Annotated in this window: 18 protein-coding genes and 1 pseudogene; 12 read left to right on the top strand and 7 right to left on the bottom strand. The window is 69.4% G+C overall.

All coding sequences use genetic code 11. The annotated features are described in order from the left end of the window. Positions 1–95 precede the first annotated feature (95 nt). Both ACIO52_RS21045 and ACIO52_RS21040 read left to right on the top strand, forming a co-directional pair. Complete coding sequence (locus ACIO52_RS21045; protein ID WP_402646019.1) at positions 96–497, top strand: hypothetical protein; 402 nt, start codon at positions 96–98, stop codon at positions 495–497. A gap of 316 nt (positions 498–813) precedes the next feature. Beyond that, complete coding sequence (locus ACIO52_RS21040) at positions 814–1,155, top strand: LGFP repeat-containing protein (protein ID WP_218719153.1); 342 nt, start codon at positions 814–816, stop codon at positions 1,153–1,155. Positions 1,156–1,224: 69 nt separating this feature from the next. On the opposite strand, the gene ACIO52_RS21035 is transcribed toward ACIO52_RS21040, so the two are convergent. Further along, positions 1,225–2,733 (bottom strand): aldehyde dehydrogenase family protein, encoded by a 1,509-nt coding sequence (locus tag ACIO52_RS21035; protein ID WP_342801668.1) that lies wholly within the window; start codon positions 2,731–2,733, stop codon positions 1,225–1,227. A gap of 16 nt (positions 2,734–2,749) precedes the next feature. Continuing rightward, a complete protein-coding gene (locus ACIO52_RS21030; RefSeq protein WP_218719155.1) occupies positions 2,750–3,865 on the bottom strand; it encodes an NDMA-dependent alcohol dehydrogenase in 1,116 nt (371 codons plus the stop codon). Positions 3,866–3,997: 132 nt separating this feature from the next. Between ACIO52_RS21030 and ACIO52_RS21025 the strand changes: the two genes are divergently transcribed. Beyond that, positions 3,998–5,614 carry a sigma-54-dependent Fis family transcriptional regulator gene (locus ACIO52_RS21025; RefSeq protein WP_255587959.1) on the top strand — a complete coding sequence of 539 codons (1,617 nt, stop codon included), beginning with the start codon at positions 3,998–4,000 and terminating at the stop codon, positions 5,612–5,614. A gap of 106 nt (positions 5,615–5,720) precedes the next feature. After that, positions 5,721–6,257 carry a DUF732 domain-containing protein gene (locus ACIO52_RS21020; RefSeq protein ID WP_218719156.1) on the top strand — a complete coding sequence of 179 codons (537 nt, stop codon included), beginning with the start codon at positions 5,721–5,723 and terminating at the stop codon, positions 6,255–6,257. Positions 6,258–6,308: 51 nt separating this feature from the next. Here ACIO52_RS21020 and ACIO52_RS21015 read toward each other — a convergent pair whose 3' ends face one another. Then, on the bottom strand, positions 6,309–6,932 hold the full coding sequence (locus ACIO52_RS21015) for a carbonic anhydrase (RefSeq protein WP_218719157.1): 624 nt from the start codon (positions 6,930–6,932) through the stop codon (positions 6,309–6,311). Positions 6,933–7,117: 185 nt separating this feature from the next. Between ACIO52_RS21015 and ACIO52_RS21010 the strand changes: the two genes are divergently transcribed. The 5 genes from ACIO52_RS21010 (at position 7,118) to ACIO52_RS20990 (ending at position 11,608) form a co-directional block, all read left to right on the top strand. Beyond that, complete coding sequence (locus ACIO52_RS21010; protein ID WP_218719158.1) at positions 7,118–7,774, top strand: fasciclin domain-containing protein; 657 nt, start codon at positions 7,118–7,120, stop codon at positions 7,772–7,774. A 122-nt stretch (positions 7,775–7,896) separates the two neighbouring features. Further along, positions 7,897–8,544, top strand: coding sequence for an ECF RNA polymerase sigma factor SigK (gene sigK / locus ACIO52_RS21005; RefSeq protein WP_218719159.1), 648 nt, complete (start codon positions 7,897–7,899; stop codon positions 8,542–8,544). Continuing rightward, entirely contained in the window at positions 8,541–9,275 is a 735-nt protein-coding gene (locus ACIO52_RS21000) for an anti-sigma factor domain-containing protein (RefSeq protein WP_402646012.1), read from the top strand. The genes sigK and ACIO52_RS21000 overlap by 4 nt, the downstream gene beginning before the upstream one ends. Positions 9,276–9,324: 49 nt before the next feature. Continuing rightward, positions 9,325–10,866 carry a molybdopterin-dependent oxidoreductase gene (locus tag ACIO52_RS20995; RefSeq protein WP_218719161.1) on the top strand — a complete coding sequence of 514 codons (1,542 nt, stop codon included), beginning with the start codon at positions 9,325–9,327 and terminating at the stop codon, positions 10,864–10,866. Positions 10,867–10,981: 115 nt separating this feature from the next. Continuing rightward, the gene (locus ACIO52_RS20990) at positions 10,982–11,608 is read left to right on the top strand and encodes a hypothetical protein (RefSeq protein WP_218719162.1); all 627 of its coding nucleotides are present in this window, start codon (positions 10,982–10,984) and stop codon (positions 11,606–11,608) included. 84 nt (positions 11,609–11,692) lie between these two features. Here the strand turns inward: ACIO52_RS20990 and ACIO52_RS20985 are convergent, their stop codons facing one another. Next, positions 11,693–12,880, bottom strand: a complete 1,188-nt coding sequence (locus ACIO52_RS20985; RefSeq protein WP_402646008.1) for a fatty acid desaturase family protein — start codon at positions 12,878–12,880, stop codon at positions 11,693–11,695. Positions 12,881–13,017: 137 nt separating this feature from the next. Here ACIO52_RS20985 and ACIO52_RS20980 point away from each other — a divergent pair. Then, positions 13,018–13,397 (top strand): annotated as a pseudogene (locus ACIO52_RS20980) (DUF5994 family protein). Here the strand turns inward: ACIO52_RS20980 and ACIO52_RS20975 are convergent. Next, a complete protein-coding gene (locus tag ACIO52_RS20975) occupies positions 13,366–14,058 on the bottom strand; it encodes a TetR/AcrR family transcriptional regulator C-terminal domain-containing protein (protein WP_402646005.1) in 693 nt (230 codons plus the stop codon). The pseudogene ACIO52_RS20980 and the gene ACIO52_RS20975 sit on opposite strands and share 32 nt — an antisense overlap. A 145-nt stretch (positions 14,059–14,203) precedes the next feature. Here ACIO52_RS20975 and ACIO52_RS20970 point away from each other — a divergent pair, with 145 nt between their 5' ends. Together ACIO52_RS20970 and ACIO52_RS20965 are read left to right on the top strand one after the other, a co-directional pair. Then, positions 14,204–15,097: a DUF5994 family protein gene (locus ACIO52_RS20970; protein WP_402646003.1), complete on the top strand. Its 894-nt coding sequence runs from the start codon at positions 14,204–14,206 to the stop codon at positions 15,095–15,097. A gap of 48 nt (positions 15,098–15,145) precedes the next feature. Then, positions 15,146–15,298: a hypothetical protein gene (locus ACIO52_RS20965; protein WP_218719167.1), complete on the top strand. Its 153-nt coding sequence runs from the start codon at positions 15,146–15,148 to the stop codon at positions 15,296–15,298. Positions 15,299–15,330: 32 nt separating this feature from the next. On the opposite strand, the gene ACIO52_RS20960 is transcribed toward ACIO52_RS20965, so the two are convergent. Together ACIO52_RS20960 and ACIO52_RS20955 are read right to left on the bottom strand one after the other, a co-directional pair. Next, positions 15,331–15,729 carry a VOC family protein gene (locus tag ACIO52_RS20960; protein WP_402646000.1) on the bottom strand — a complete coding sequence of 133 codons (399 nt, stop codon included), beginning with the start codon at positions 15,727–15,729 and terminating at the stop codon, positions 15,331–15,333. Continuing rightward, positions 15,726–16,487: a MarR family transcriptional regulator gene (locus ACIO52_RS20955; protein WP_402645997.1), complete on the bottom strand. Its 762-nt coding sequence runs from the start codon at positions 16,485–16,487 to the stop codon at positions 15,726–15,728. Before ACIO52_RS20955 ends, ACIO52_RS20960 begins: the two co-directional genes overlap by 4 nt. Positions 16,488–16,516 lie beyond the last annotated feature (29 nt).

Raw genomic sequence — 16,516 nt, 5'->3', positions numbered from 1 at the left:
ATTCAATGTTCGGTTCGCCCGGGCAGTGCCTCGTGCGGACTGTCGCCGACGGGAGCGTTCCGTCGGCGCATCGTTTCGCGAAAGGACAGCTTGACATGACACGGTCCGCCCTCCGGCACACCATCGCGATGATCGGAGCGGGCGGCGCCCTCGCCGGCGCCGTCGTCGCGGGCAGTGGGGTGGCGAACGCCGCCGAAGTCCCTGCCTACGGCAACGTCCGCTACGTCTTCTGTTCGGACGCGCAGACAGGCAACGAGATCACCTACTACGACTCGCTCGGCAAGCGCGACGAGGTCGTGACACTGACCGACCCGATGGAGGGTGACCGGTGGTGCCGCACCGTCGACGTGCGGTTCCCCAAGGAATCCTTCACCTGGGCGGCGATCTCGCACTCCGAGGCGCGCTACGCGTACGCCGCGATCTACGTCGACGGCAAGCTGGTGGCCCGCGACGAGGACCGCTCGAGCTTCGGGTACGTGGCCGCCCAGGCCATGTGACCCGTCGACTGTTCGTCCGAACGGATTGAGGACATCTTCACATCGGGTGCGTTCGCGGCGTGTCGAGGTGTGGAGTCGCGGCGACTGGGTATGGATGACGGCGGGAAAGCGCTGGCTCGGAGACCGATCGACCCTATCGATGCTGGTCGGTAGCTGATGGCCCTTCAAACATCCGATCTCGAACGTGGTCTGTCGCTGAGAATTGCGTGTGTACAGCTGATCTGGCGCAGTACGAGTCTCTGTACGGTGCGGTCGCTATGCGATAGCGTCGCCGCTGGCAATCGCCAGTTGGTATCCGTACGAAAGGGTTTGTGGGATGGCATTCGAAGTCAAGGGCACGATCGGCGACCACTACAACGAAGCGGGCGGCGCGTCGAGCCCGCTGGGCGAACCGATCTCGGAGGAACTCGACGCCGCGAACGGTGGCAAGTACCAGGAGTTCACCGGCGGTGTCATCTACTTCAACCTGGCGACGGGAACCAAGACCGTCTACGGCGCGATCCGGCAGGCGTGGGAGGCAGAGGGCGGCGCAGGGGGCCGCCTCGGCTACCCGACCTCCGACGAGCAGGACATCGAGGGCGGCAAGATCAGCTACTTCGAGAACGGGTCGATCAGCTACTCGATCGCCGACGACGCGGTGACCGTCAACGCGAACTGACGCGAGCGCGGTAGCCACGGTGGGCGCCGATCTGCGAGGCGGTGCCCACCGTGGCCGGGTCGGGGACGGTCAGCCGAGGAAGGTGTTGACCGACTTCTGCTCGGTATAGGCCTCGATCGCCGCGGTACCCAGTTCACGGCCCCAGCCGGACTGCTTGTAGCCGCCGAACGGCAGTGCGGCGTCGAAAGCGTTGTGCGCGTTGATCCATACCGTGCCCGCCTTGATCTGGCGAGCGGTGCGATGGGCCTTGGACACGTCCTGGGTCCACACCGAGGCGGCCAACCCGTAGGGGGTGTCGTTGGCCGCTGCGGCCACGCCCTGCTCGGCGTTGAACGGGGTCGCCACCACGACCGGGCCGAAGATCTCCTCGCGGTACACGCTGAACGAGGACTCGACGTCGACGAACACCGTCGGTTCGACGAAGTAGCCGCTCTCGCCGTGGCGGCGCCCGCCCGTCAGTGCTCGCGCACCCGCCCGCAATCCGGCATCGACATAGCCCAGGACCCGGTCGAGCTGGGTCTGCGAGACCAGGGGGCCGACCTCGGTGGCCGGGTCGAGCCCCGAGCCGATCTTGCTGGCCGCGGCGACCTCGGCGACGCCCCGGGTGAACTCGTCGAAGATCTTGTCCTCCACCAACAATCGGGTGCCGCTGGTGCAGGTCTGGCCCTGGTTGAACAGGAATCCCGACGCCGTACCGGGGATCGCCAGATCCAGATCGGCGTCGGCGAAGACGACCTGGGGACTCTTGCCGCCGAGCTCGAGGCTGACCTTCTTCAGATTGCCCTTGGCGGCGTCGACGATGAGCTTGCCCACCTCGGTGGAACCGGTGAAAGCGATCTTGTCGACATCGTCGTGGGCGGCCAGCGCGGCCCCGGCGTCGCCGTAGCCGGTGACGACATTGAGCACGCCGTCGGGCAGACCGACCTCGGCCAGGATCTCGGCCAGCCGCAGGGCGGTGAGCGGGGTGTCCTCGGCGGGCTTGAGCACGACGGTGTTGCCGGTCGCCAGCGCGACGGGAATCTTGAACGCGGCCATCAGCAGCGGGAAGTTCCACGGGACGATGGCTCCGCACACGCCGATCGGTTCGCGCAGGGTGTAGGCGTGCCACTGGGTGCCGGGTGCCCACGGCACCGACACCGGAATGGTGCGGCCTTCGATCTTGGTGGCCCAGCCGGCGTAGTACTGGAAGAGCTCGGCGACCCAGGTGATGTCGACGGCCTGGGCGACGCCGGCGGACTTGCCGTTGTCGAGCGATTCCAGCTGCGCCAATTCCTCGGCATGGGCGTAGATCGCCTCGCCCGCGCGGAACAGCAGACGCTGGCGCTGGGCCGGGGTCCACAGCGACCACTCGCCTTCGAAGGCGATGCGTGCCGCGCGCACCGCGCGGTCGACATCGACGGCCTCGGCGTGGGCGACCTCGGTCAGCACCTGGCCGGTGGCCGGGTCGCGGGTCTGGAAGGTCCGGCCCGAGGCCGCGTCGACCCACCGGCCGCCGATGAACAGCTGCTTGGGCGTGGACAGCCAGGCGCGGACCTGCGGCAGCACCGCGGTGGTGGTGGGTTCGAGTACTTCGGTCATCGTCGTGCCTTTCGGATCAGGAGTGGTCGTGCACGAGCACGCCGCGGATGTTCTGGCCGTTGAGCAGGTCGTCGTAGCCCTGATTGACCTGATCGAGGGTGTAGGTGCGGGTGATGAGCTCGTCGAGCTTCAGATCGCCGCTCTGGTAGAGACCGAGGATCTTGGGGATGTCGACGGTCGGGTTGCAGTCGCCGAAGAGGCTGCCGCGCAGTTCCTTCCGGAACAGCGTCATGATCGAACCGGGGAGCTGGATGTTGATTTCGTCGAGCTTGTTGAGCCCGGTCAGCACGACCTTGCCGCCCTTGCCGACAGCGTCGAAGCCGGCGCTGACGATCTCGGCGGTCATCAGGTCCGGGATGAGGATCGCGGCGTCGGCGCCTTGGCCGCGGGTCAGGTCGTTGATCGTGGCCAGGGCGTCACCGGCGTCGGCGAACGCGTGCGTGGCACCGAGTTCGAGGGCGCGTTCGCGTTTGTTGTGCAGCGGGTCGACCGCGACGACATAGCGCGCGCCGGCGAAGCGCGCGCCCTGCACCGCGTTGATGCCGAGCCCGCCGATGCCGAAGACGACCACCACGTCACCGGGTTTCACCTCGGCGGTGTTGACCGCCGAACCCCACCCGCTGGGGACACCGCAACCCACCAGCACCGCCTTGTCCAGCGGCAGGTCGTCGTCGACCTTGACGCAGGAGTTCTGGTGGATCACCCCGTACTGGCTGAACGTGCCGAGCATGCACATCGCGCCGTAGTCACCGGCCGGTCCCCGCAGCGGGAAACGACCACCGGGCAGATAGCCCTCGAGGATCGTGGCGCCCATGTCGCAGATGGACTGCTGACCGTTGGAGCAGTAGCGACACGTGCCGCAGTTCGGGATGAACGAGCACACCACGTGATCGCCGGGCGCCACCCGGGTGACGCCGGGCCCGACCTCCTCGATGATGCCCGCGCCCTCGTGGCCGAGCACCATCGGCAGCCGCGCCTCCAGGTCACCGTGGGCGATATGGACATCGGAATGGCACAGCCCGCCGTAGAGGTACCGGATGAGTACCTCTCCCTCGCGCGGCTTGTCGAGTTCGAGCTCTTCGATCTCGATCGGTTTGCCTGGCTGGTAGACGACCGCGGCCTTGGTCTTCATGGCGGGTTCTCCTGATCCTCGTCGATGCGTCCCGTCCGGAGCGACGCCGAACCACAGTCGCAACGGTGGGCTGACGCGACTGTTCAGAAACTGGACAATCGTGACCCCGGTCACCATTGCTACGGTGAGTGCATGGAACCCGAGGTGAACGGCATGGTGGCCAAGCGGGAACCGATCGCCGCGTCCTGGCATCGGGCGACGATGGCCGGACTGGAGCCGGGCTCGGCGCTGGACACGATCAGCTATGTCGACATCGACGAGACCAGTCCGCTGATGGCCGCGGCCGCGGTGGTCCTCGACGACCTCAACCATCGACTCGAGGGCACCGACTTCACCACGATCGTCATCGACCGGGAAGGCCGCGTCGCGCATCAGTGGTGCGGAAATCGCAGTGCCCGCAAGGTCTTCGACGACCTCGGCGTCGACATCGGTGCCTCCCTGCTCGAGGAGGCGGTCGGCACCACCGCGCCGGGGGTGGCGCTGGAGACCCGCACCAGCATCGCCGTCAACGGCGACGAGCACTTCGCTGTCCCACTGCGGCGCATGAGCTGCTACGGACATCCCATCTTCCACCCCACCACCCGCCGGATCGAGGGTGTGCTGGATCTGTCGACGGTGGCCCGGGAAGCCAGCCCGCTGTTGCCGCCGCTGGTCGCCCGCGCGGTCGCCGACATCGAGCAGCGACTGCTCGACGGCTCCCGCGTGTCGGACAAGGAACTGCTCGCCGCGTTCCAGGCCGCGGGCACCCGCCGCCGCGCGGTGCTGGCCATCGGGCGCGACCTGCTCATGTCCAACCAGGCCGCCGCGGACCTGCTCGGCGCCACCGACGTCGCGTTGCTGCGCATGATGGCACCGGATGTGCGGCGCAGCTCGGTCTTCGATCTGACGCTGGAGTCCGGGCTGGCGGTGCGGGTCGAAGCGACCCGGGTCGGCGGTCCGGCCGGGGGAACCCTGCTCAACGTCGAACCCCGCGAACGGGCGAGCATCGCCTACTCCCGCCGGGCGCTCGAGCCCGGCGACCCGCTCCTGGTCGCGGGACCACCGGGTTCCGGGCGCTCGCGCACCGCGCGCGAACACGCCACCGAACAGCCGGTCACCGTCCTGACCGCCGCCAACGCCCTGCTCGACGGCAGCGACGTCTTCGCCCGTGACTTCGCCGCGCTGGTCCGCGCCCGGCAGGGCACCGTGTGCGTCGACGGCCTCGACCTGTTGCCCGACGATCTGATCGATCTCGTCGCCACCCATGTCGCCGACCGGCAGGTGCCGCGCGTCGTGCTGGTCACCGGAGCGGTGGACACCCTCACCGGCCGGGCCGCCGCGCTGGCCGCCGAATGCACCGACCGCGTCGAACTCGGGCCGCTGAGCAACCGCCGCGGCGAGATCCCGGCGCTGGTCGCGGCGATGCTACGCGAGGCGGGCGCGGACAGCTCGCTGTATTTCACCCCGGGCGCGCTCTCGGCGCTGTCCGCGCATCATTGGCCCGGCAATCTGCGCGAATTGCGCGCGGTCGTCACCGACGTCATCCGGCACCGGCGAAGCGGCGCGGTCGTCGTGAACGACCTCCCCGAGGCCTACCGCACGCAGCAGCCGATCCGGCAACTCATGCCGATCGACCGCGCCGAACGCGACGTCATCGTCGAGGCGCTGCGCCGATTCGAGGGCAACAAGGTCAAAACCGCGCAGGCCCTGGGGATCTCGCGCACCACGCTCTACGCGAAGATGCGTGCGCTGCGCATCACCGTCTACTGACGCGCACGCGCGGCGGCACCGGGAATCGGGCGCGCGGGTCGTTGATAACGCGGGTGCGATGAATGGCGATCTTGCACCGCTGTTCGTCTCGCACCGAAGGAGATTCGTGACTCAGCCGCCGATTCCACCGCAGTATCCGTCCGCGCCCTACCCGGCCTATCCACCGCAGCCGCCGCGCCGCGACAACACGACCCTGTGGGTGTTGCTCGCGGTTGTCGGTGTTCTGCTGCTGGTCTGTGGCGGGTGCGCCACCTCGGTGCTGCTCGCCGCCGGAGACACCCAGGACACCGGCCGGACCGCGGTGAGCACGCCACCGCCGGGTGGACCCGCCGAGCCGCCACCGGGTTCGGGCGCACCCCGCACCAGCGCTCCACGTACCGCGCCCTCGACACCGAGCGCGTCGAGCAACAGCCAGAACACGACCAAACAGGACGCGTTCATCGCGACGCTCGACCGCGAGGGGATCTACTACTCCTCACGCCAGGCGGCGCTCGACATGGGCGTGGCGATCTGCGAGGAACGGGCCGCCGGGGCGACCGACGTCGAGATGGCGACCGCGCTCACCGAGAAGGGGTATTCGAGCCGCGACGCCGCCTACCTCGTCGTCGCTGCCCAGATGCAGTTCTGTCCCGAATACGCCTGACGAGGTGGTGCTGGTCGGCCGGTCCCGCAGAGGCGGAACCGGCCGACCCGCTCAGGCGACTTCGCCGATGTCGCCGATGACGCTGCGCAGCTGGGCGCGCCCGTCGGCGAGGTTGTAGGTCACGCAGGCGATGGCCAGCTGGCCCGCCTCGACGCGGTCGGAGATGGTCGACGAACGCTGCATGAGCAGGCGCGCGGTTTCCTCCACATGACGGGCTTCCAGGTCGTCGACGTTGGTCAGACCTTCCCGGCGGCCGAGCAGGATCGACGGGGTGACGCGTTCGACCACGCTACGGATGAAACCGCCCGGCACCGTCCCGTTGTCGAGGGCATCGATGGTGGCGGCCACCGCGCCGCACGAGTCGTGGCCGAGGACCACGATCAGCGGCACCTGCAGTACCGCGACGCCGTACTCGATCGAGCCGAGCACCGAACTGTCCACCACATGACCGGCGGTGCGCACGACGAACATGTCGCCGAGCCCCCGGTCGAAGATGATCTCGGCGGCGACCCGGGAGTCACCACACCCGAACAGGATCGCCGAGGGCTGCTGGCCACCCGCCAGCTTGGCGCGATCCGCGGCACCCTGGCTGGGGTGCTGCAGGGTATCGGTGACGAAACGGTCGTTTCCATCACGCAGGGACTTCCACGCGGCAACAGGATTCGAATGGGGCATAACCCCCATAGTGCCTGAATTGCGACGCGTGGCGACACCGACCCCCTGACGGCTTCGTCACCCGCCGGGTGTCCGGTGAACCGGGTCTCGATCCCGAGCCATCCGGCCGGGCGGGCTGGCCGAACTCCGTTGCGTCCACATCAGCGCGGCACTCTCGCCGCCCTTTCGGAAGCGACGGAACGACCATGCGAACCCTGCGCAGCACCCTCGTGGCGGCAGCCCTTCTCGGCTCGGTACTCGGCGCCTCGGCCTGTTCCGACGACGATTCGACCACCTCGTCCGCGACCACCTCGGCGACGACCTCCTCCTCGTCGATGACCGCGTCCGCGGCGAACGGCTCCGGCGCGTCGGGTCTCGTCGGGCCCGGGTGCGCCGAATACGCCGCCCAGGTTCCCAGCGGCCCCGGCTCGGTGAGCGGGATGGCTCAGGACCCGGTCGCGGTCGCCGCGTCCAACAACCCCATGCTCACCACGCTGGTGGCGGCGGTGTCGGGCAAACTCAATCCCCAGGTCAACCTGGTCGACACCCTCAACGGCGGCCAGTTCACCGTCTTCGCGCCCGTCGACTCCGCGTTCGCGAAGATCGACCCGGCCACCATCGAGTCGCTGAAGACCGATTCGGCCACCCTCACCAAGATCCTGACCTACCACGTGGTGCCCGGTCAGCTCGCGCCCCAGGATGTCGCGGGCACGCACAAGACCGTCGAGGGCGCGGCCGTCACGGTGACCGGCTCCGGGGACAGCCTGAAGGTCGGTGACGCGGCCGTGGTCTGCGGTGGCGTGCGCACGGCGAACGCGACGGTCTACATGATCGACAGCGTGCTCATGCCGCCCGCGGCGTGAGGTCGACGATGGTCACGCCGCCGGGAACCGTAGAGTTGCGGAAGAAAGTTTTCGGCGGCGCCCATCCGTACCGCGGGGCTGGCCGAAATCCCTCTCATGCTGATGCACGCAGGGACCACACGATGACGAACCGCCCGGGCTCCTCGCCGATCCGGTTGCGCGTGGTGACCGATCCGGCGCCCGCATGCCCGGCGCCCGCCAAGCCCGACCACGCCGTGCAAGCGCGGCTGGTGACGCTGCTCGGCGCGATCGCGTCCGGGGACCGGACGGCGTTCGCCGAGTTCTATCGGGCGACCAGCCCGCGGGTGTTCGGACTCGCGCTGCGGGTGGTGCGCAACCACGGCGCGGCCGAGGACATCGCGCAGGAGGTGTTCCTGCAGGCCTGGTCGCTGGCGGGGGAGTACGACGTGGGTAAGGCCAGCCCGATCGGCTGGCTGATGATGCTGACCCACCGCCGCGCGGTCGACCGGGTGCGTGCCGAACAGTCGGCGACCAGCCGTGACCTGGTGTTCGGGCACACCCATCTGGGCCGTGACCACGACACCGTGGCCGAGGAGGTCACCCAGCGGCTCGACGAGCAGTCGGTCCAGGACTGTCTCGCGACGATGACCGAGCTGCAGCGTGAGGCGGTGGCGCTGGCCTATTACAGCGGGCGCACCTACGCCGAGGTCTCCGAGACCCTGGACGTGCCGTTGCCGACGGTGAAGAGCCGGATCAGGGACGGCTTGAAGCGACTCGAAAACTGTTTGACCGGAGGGAATTCCCGATGAGCGAGACAGATCGGCGGACCCCTCGGCCGTTGCTCGACGACGCCTACCCCTACGCCCTCGACGCGCTCGATCCCCAGCAGCGACGCGCTATCGACGACGAGCTCGCGGCCGCGGATCCCGAACGCGCGCGGGAGTTCCTCGCCGCCGTGTCGCGCATTCGCGAGACCATGGCCGCGTTGACGGTGTCCGACTCGGTGCCCCCACCCGCCCGGCTCGAAGCCGCGCTGATGCGGGCGCTGGACCGGCTCGATCCGCAGGTGCGCCCGCTGACCCGGCGGGACACGCAGGGCAAAGGGTGGCGACTGCGCTGGTTGACCGCCGCCGCGGCCGCGGTCGTCGCGGTCGGCATCGGCACCGGGGTCGCGGTCGTGATCGACCGCACGAACGACGGCACCGGCGCGATCACCGCGCAACAGGTGCTCGACCAGCCCGACAGCCGGGAGTCGTCGGTCGCGATCACCGGCGGCGGCGCGATGACGGTGCACCAGTCGACGGCACTGGGCGCCGCGGCAGTGTCGTTCCAGGACATGCCCGCGCTGCCCGCCGACCGCGCGTACCAGTTGTGGCGCATTCCCACGGGCGGTGCCCCCCGCTCGGTTGCGGTGATGGAAGGTCCGGCCTCGGTGGTCACCGCCGTCGACGCCGCCGACACCCTCGCGGTGACCGTCGAACCCGCCGGTGGTTCGGCCGGCCCCACCACACCGGTGATCGTCAGCATGACAGTCGGCTGACCCGCCCGCGGCGGGCCGCGCCGACACTCGATACCTCAGGAGTGACAGCATGGTCCGCCGCAACGCGTACACCCCACGGCCGCTGGGCCGCGCCACCGCAGCGCTCGCCGCGACGGCCGCCGCCGCGACGGTGCTCGGCATCGGACACCTGGTCGCGGCGGTTCTCGATCCGGCCGCCTCCCCGTTCTTCGTGCTGGGCGCCACCGTCGTCGACCACACCCCGAAGTGGTTGAAGGACAGTGCCATCCGCTGGTTCGGTACCAACGACAAACTGGCGCTGGCGATCACGATGGCCGTAGTCATGGTGGCGGCCGCCGCGCTGATCGGATTGCTCGCGCGTCGCAGCCCGGCTCGGGGCGCCGTCGTCCTGGCCGGGTTCGGGACCACAGTCGCTGTTCTCGCGGTGCTGCGGCCGACCGCGGGACCGGACTTCGCGATACCCGCGGTGGCGGGAACGGCCGCGGGAATCGCCACCCTCTGTCTGCTTTTCGTCGTCCCGGCCGCTCGGCGACCCGGAGATGGTCTCACCCGGCGTGGCTTCCTGCTGGCGGTCGCGGGAGTGACCGCCGGTGCGGTGGCCGCGGGCGCCGCGGGGCGCGTCATCGGTAGCCGACTGCGCGATATCGGCGCGGACCGAGCGGCTTTCGTGCCGCCGCGCGTGGCCGACCCGGCACCGCCGGTCCTGCCCGAGATGGATCTCCCGGTGCCCGGCCTGACCCGGTTCGTCACCCCGGCCGCGGAGTTCTACCGCATCGACACGGCGTTGCAACTGCCGGCGCTGACCCGCGCGCAGTGGCGGCTGCGCATCCACGGGATGGTGGCGCGGGAGATCGTGCTGGACTTCGACGCGTTGAGCGCGCGCCGCGCCGTCGAATCACTGATCACGCTGACCTGTGTGTCGAACGAGGTCGGCGGCACGCTCGCCGGAACGGCCACCTGGACCGGCTATCGCCTCACCGACCTGCTCAGGGAAGCGGGTCCGGCGCCCGGCGCCGATATGATCCTGTCGCGCAGTGTGGACGGCTTCACCGCCGGGACCCCGCTGGACGCGGTCCTGGGCAACCCGGACGCCTTGCTCGCGGTGGCCATGAACGGCGCGGCGCTGCCCGTCGCCCACGGCTATCCGGTGCGGATGATCGTGCCCGGACTCTACGGCTACGTCTCGGCCACCAAATGGGTCGTCGACCTCGAACTCACCCGCTTCGACCAGGCCCGCGCGTACTGGACCGAGCGCGGCTGGTCGGAGCGGGCACCGATCAAGACCGCGTCGCGGATCGATGTCCCCGCCGCGTTCGCGAACCTCGCCGCCGGACCGGTGACCGTGGCCGGCGTCGCCTGGGCACAGGGCCGCGGGATCACCGCCGTCGAGGTGCAGGTGGACGACGGACCGTGGCGGCAGGCCACGCTGGCCACGGCCTATTCCCTCGATACCTGGCGGCAGTGGACCTGGACGTGGGATGCCATGCCGGGTACGCACACCCTGCGCGTCCGTGCCGTGGACGGCACCGGTGTCGTCCAGACCGAGACCCGCGCCGCGCCGTTCCCCGACGGCGCCACCGGCCGGCATTCCCGGGTGGTCACCGTCCGCTGACGGCCGAGCATCGCGATCGCACCCATCTGCGCCCGGGCGCGGCGCGAACTCCCTGCGCACTACGGGCACATCTGGCCCGACGGCGCGACTTTTCGCTGGACCCCTAGGAGGAACTGTGAACAGTGAGCTGGGCGAAGTAGTCGTGGCGAGCACCGTCCGCGACGGCGACCGTGAGTTCGGGGTGGAGATCGCCGATCCCCGGCAGGACGCCATGACACAGGACTGGCACTGCACCTATCGCGTCGCGGGTACGCGCACTCATCGAGTCCGCGGCCCGGACCGGCTGTCGGCGGTCTACGCGGCCCTGATCGACATCCACAGTGCGACAGCCCGATTCGGCTCCCCGGACAACGCGGACGACCCCCATCGGCCTCGTGAACCCGTGGCCGCCCGCCCCCGCATCGGCGGCGCCCCCGCCGCGCACGCCCGCGAGTTCGGCCCGCCTCTGGGCGCACGAGCCGTCGACACCGCCGCCGGCCCCGTGGTCATCGTGCTCGGTCGCCCCCGCCGCGACCCGTACAGCCCCCACACCTGCCTGTGCCCCTTCCGCATCGACGACCGCACCGAAGCCTTCGGACAGGGATTCGACGACCTGCACGCGGTGCTGTCGGCGATCCGCGGCGTGAGCGCCATCTTGGGCATCCCGCAGGACTGGCCGGCGCCGGGCGGGCGAGGCTCGGGTCTTTCCGCGCCGGTGCGCAAGGGAGAGGCGCGGAGCCCCAGGCACGCCGCGCATCAGTGACAGGAATCCCGGGAGGTCGGTACCGCCGCGATGGGGCAGACGGCATCGGTGCTCATCGAAGGTTGGTGCACCGAGACCGGGTACCTACCGCGAGCGCAAGGCGGTGCGCAGGCCGCGCCGGATCGCGCCGGGCTCGGCGGGTGTCACGGTGGTGAACTTGCGCTCGGACGCGGTTTCGGGCGCGTCGTCGCTGGTCGCGAGCAGGAACGAGTCGGGGAGGGCGAGCTTGTTGATCGTGCGCAGGGTGAGCAGGTACTGCTTGGGCAGGGGGCCCGTGGTGTAGGGCAGGTCGTACTTGTCGCAGAGCGCGCGCACCCGCACCGCGATCTCGGCATAGCGGTTGCTGGGCAGGTCGGGGAAGAGGTGATGCTCGATCTGATGCGACAGATGGCCGCTGAGGAAGCCCAGGATCGGGCCCGCGTCGAAGTTGGCGGTGCCGAGCATCTGACGCAGGTACCACTCACCGTGGGTTTCGTGCTCGATCGCTTCCGGTGTGAACTTCTCTGCGCCATCGGGGAAGTGGCCGCAGAAGATCACGACATAGGCCCACATGTTGCGCAGCGCGTTGGCGGCGATGTCGGCGGTCAGGGTGCGGCGCCAGCGCCGTCTACTGAGGATCGGGAAGAACAGGTAGTCCTTGGCGGCCTGCCTGCCGATCTTGCGGACCAAAGCCTTGGTGTGCGCGGTCTTCTCGGCGTCGGTCGCGGCGCGGTCGCGTTCGGAGTACAGGCCGTGCAGGGCGATGCCCCACTCGAAAGTGGCTGCCAGGAGCAGGTTCTGCAGCGGTTGCAGCAACAGGCGAGGGCGCCATTGCTGGTCCCTGGTCACCCGGATGACGCCGAAGCCGACGTCGTCGTCCATGCCGACCACGTTGGTGAACATGTGATGGCGGTAGTTGTGCGAGTAGCGCCATTGCGACGACACCCCGGCCATGTCCCATTCCCAGGTGCGGGAATGGATCTCGGGATCGTTCATCCAATCCCATTGGCCGTGCGACACATTGTGGCCGATCTCCATGTTCTCGATGCTCTTGGCCGCGGCCAGCGCCGAGGTGCCGACGAGCCAGCCCAGTCGTGAGCCGCTGCTCGCCAGGAGCAACCGCGCACTCGCGTCGAGGATGCGCTGGAAGGCGATCGTGCGCCGGATGTAGTCGGCGTCGGGGGTGCCGCGCCGATCCTCGATATCGCGACGGATCGCGTCGAGTTCCTCGCCGAGCGCCTCGACATCGGCTCTGCTCAGGTGCGCGTAAACCGCGACTTCGGTAATGGCCATGAGGGTCCTCGCCTGGTCGTAATAGTGATTCTACGTACTCCTACAACCGACGTCTACAGCGTAGACTAACGACATAGACCTCCGCGGTGACTGCCGTGCGACGGAGTCGGCGCGAGCCGGGACAGGAGCGCCGGATCATGACGCGGATATCGGCCGGACCACACGCGGACGCCTCGACGACCTGGTGGCCGCACGGCGCAGACCTGGTCGCCGAGCTGCCCGACCTGCTGGCGCGGCTCGAGACCCGGCGCGGACCGATTCATCGGCTGAGCTACAACATCGGCGATGGTCGGCCACCGCACGTACTTTCGACAATCGGGGTCATCGGGTGCGCTTGGACGGCTATCACTACATGCGCCCGCACACCGTCGATGTGCTCGGCGTCGACGGCTACCGGCTCCACCTGCGAGTGGTCCCGGCCGACCTCGACGGCGAGTCCGCCGAGCAGCGGTGGGAGTCCGAGGGCGGGGCCGAGCCGGCGGGTGTCAGCCCGCGGGGTAGGTCAGGGTCGCGGTGAGACCGGTGAGCAGGATGTCCAGGCCGCGCTCGAGTTCGGCCGCGCCATCGTAGGCGGCCAGCACCGGGGCGAGTTCGCGCACCAGCGGGAATTCGGTGATCGGCAAACGGTGCAGGCCGAGGCGCAGGACCTCGTCGGACTCCTCCGGCCGCTCGATCACCTCCTGGAGCTCGTTGAGCACGTGGCCGTAGAGGAATCCGAACAGCGCGCGGTAGATGTGCAGGGCGTCGGCGCCGGCGAAACCGGCGTTGGTGAGCAGCCGCAGGATGTTCTCGAGTGGCCGGACCACCGCGATCGGGCGCATGCCGAGCGGGGTCGACAACGGCCGGGTCACCAGCAGCGGGACCACATTCGGGTGGGCGAGCGCCAGGGCGCGGAACGAGCGTGCGACCGCACGCAGCTGTGCGGCCCAGTCCGGATCGTCGGCGTCGACCATCAACTGCTCGAACACCAACTCGGCTACGCCGTCGAGCACCGCGGCCTTGTTGGGCAGGTGGCGGTAGATCACCATCGGGTCCCGGCCGACCGCCTCGGCCAGCCGCCGCATCGACAGCGCGGCGACGCCGTCGCGATCGACGATCATCAGCGCCGCGATGAGCACGGAATCCCTGGTCACCGCGCTGGGGGGACGGCGGGCGCCATCGGTCGAAGCCTCGGTCATGAGGGCACCTCCGTCTGCTTCGGTTGTCGTTGCCAGTGTAGACCTACAACGTTGACAAGCGCGGGATTCGCGCGTCTACTGGAGGTGTACAGGTCCCCGGAGCTGATACCGATTCCTCGGATCCCGGCCGAAAGGACCGATCGACATGCGCGTTCGCGAAACTCATCATCCCGCCGCGGCACCCGCCCGCCACCAGGTTCCCCCGCTCTACACGCCGCGGCTGCGGATGCGGTCACGCTCCGCGGGAGACCGCTACATCGACGGTGCCTGGTGGCCGCGTTCGACCGACCTGGCCGCCGAACTTCCCGACTTGCTCGCGGTGCTGAGCGTGCGGCTCGGCCCGGTCTGGCGGGTCGTGTACGACCCGTCGTGCTGGGCCTCGGCGCCCGCGCGGATCACCGTCGCGGGAGAGACCGTCCGGCTGGATTCCTATCACTTCGAGCTGTGGAACACGATGTATGTGTTCGGGCGCGACGCGAGCATGCTGGTGCTACAGGTGATTCCGTCCGACACCGACGAACGGGTCGCCCACCAGTCCTTGATGGCCGCGGCCGAAGCAGACCCCGCCGAGTCCGAGCCAGAGCCCGCGGACAGTCCGCGGCCCATCACCGATCACCAGGCGATGGGCGGCGACCGGCAGCCCTTCCCGGTGCCGACCCGCACCCCGCGACTGCTGTTGCGCGGCAGCGAAAGTCACACCGAGCTGTTCGACGGCGCCTGGTGGCCCCGGACGGTGAACCTCACCGCCGAACTCCACGATCTGATCAGCGCCCTCACGCCCCGCCTCGGCCAGACGGCGCGAATCAGCTTCGACTGGAACGTGACCAGCCGCAACCAGCGCCGCATCGACCACGACGACGGCATCGATCTGCGGGTCCCCGACATCGGCCAGTTGCCCGACACCATGCACCTCGTCGGCGTGAACGGCGTCCACCTGACCCTGCTGGTGATCGCGGCCGACACCCCGGACGACGTGGCGAACGCCCAGATCCTGCACGCGGTCGGCCGCGTCGGCCACCATTTGCCCGATATCGGCTGACCGCGTATGCGCCCTCGGCCGCCGCGGCATTATCGAGAGACCTCCGTCATGACCGATGAACTCGACGCGGACCCCACGCGCCCCGAACCCGCCCCCGAGACACCGTTCGTGGACTGGCCCGATCCGAGCCCCCTGCAATCCTGGTGGCTCGACATCATGGACGGCGGCTCCCCGGCTACGCGCTCCGCCGGTCACGACTAGGCGGAGCGACCGCGCGGGCACCATGGCCTCGGTCAGTGGCGGCCCGGCGGGTGGGCGGCCGGCTGGAACAATTCGATCAGGTTGCCCGCGGGGTCGGCGAGCAGGATCTGACTGCCGCCCGGCCCGGAAACGATGTCGGTGCGGAAGACGACGCCGTTGTCGCGCAGGCGGGTGACCTCGGCAGCCAGGTCGTCGACGATCAGATGGATACGGTTGGCGCCGGGCGTCGCGATGTCGGCGGGGGTGGCCCGCGCACCGGAGCTGGCCGGTCCGGACAGCAGCAGCCGCAGCGATCCCCGCACGACGTCGGCGAATGCGGGTGCGGCATTGATGTGCACGGTGAAACCGAGTGTGCCGGTATAGAACTCGATGGCGGCCGCGACGTCGTCGACGAGATAGCGGACGCCGACATATTCGGTGGAGGACGTCATGACGCACTTCCTTTCGTGCGGACGGTGAGGGTGGGCAGCAGGTAGCGAACGCGGGTGTCGATCTCGCTCGCGGTGGCGCGGAAGAGCGGGTAGTTCTCGCCCGCTGCCGCCGGATCGGGGATACTCCAATGCAGGTGGCGGGGATTCTCGCCGAAGTCGGGGCAGACCTCGCGGGCCTTGTCGCACAGGGTGATCACCGCGTCGAATCGGGTGTCGTCGACCTCGGTCAGCGCGCGGGGAGATCGTCCGCTGATGTCGATGCCGAACTCCTCGCGCAATACCCGGATCGTGGCGGGGTGCATCGCCGGTTTCGGGCGCGTGCCCGCGCTGACGGCGTCGACCCGGTGGTCACCTCGGTGGCGCAGCAGCGCTTCGGCGATCACCGAGCGGGCGCTGTTGCCGGTGCAGACGAACAGCACCGCCGGTGTCGACGGCGGATCGAAGGCAGGCGCGTGCGGGTGCAGGCGCAACGCGGGGTGGAGTGCGGGGCCCGCGGCGGTGAGCAGGGCGGCGCACCGGTCCAGATCCAGGTGGTTGTAGCTGTCGCGGCCGTCGTGGCTGCTGCGCGTCGTGGTGACCAGCCCGCCTTCCCGCAGGAGACGCAGATGGTAGGAGATGAGGTTCTGCGGCTGGTCGAGGCGGGTCGCGAGGTCGCGGACGCGACAGTCGCTGCCCGAGAGTTCTCTGAGCAACTGCCATCGCACCGGATGGGCGGCCAGATGAACAAACGGTGGAACAGCTTGACGAGTCGACGTCACCGATCCAGGATAACACCGAACCCATCAAA

It is taken from the genome of Nocardia sp. NPDC087230, assembly GCF_044744725.1.
GTDB classification, from domain to species: domain Bacteria; phylum Actinomycetota; class Actinomycetes; order Mycobacteriales; family Mycobacteriaceae; genus Nocardia; species Nocardia canadensis.
This window is presented reverse-complemented; position numbering and strand designations above follow the sequence as displayed.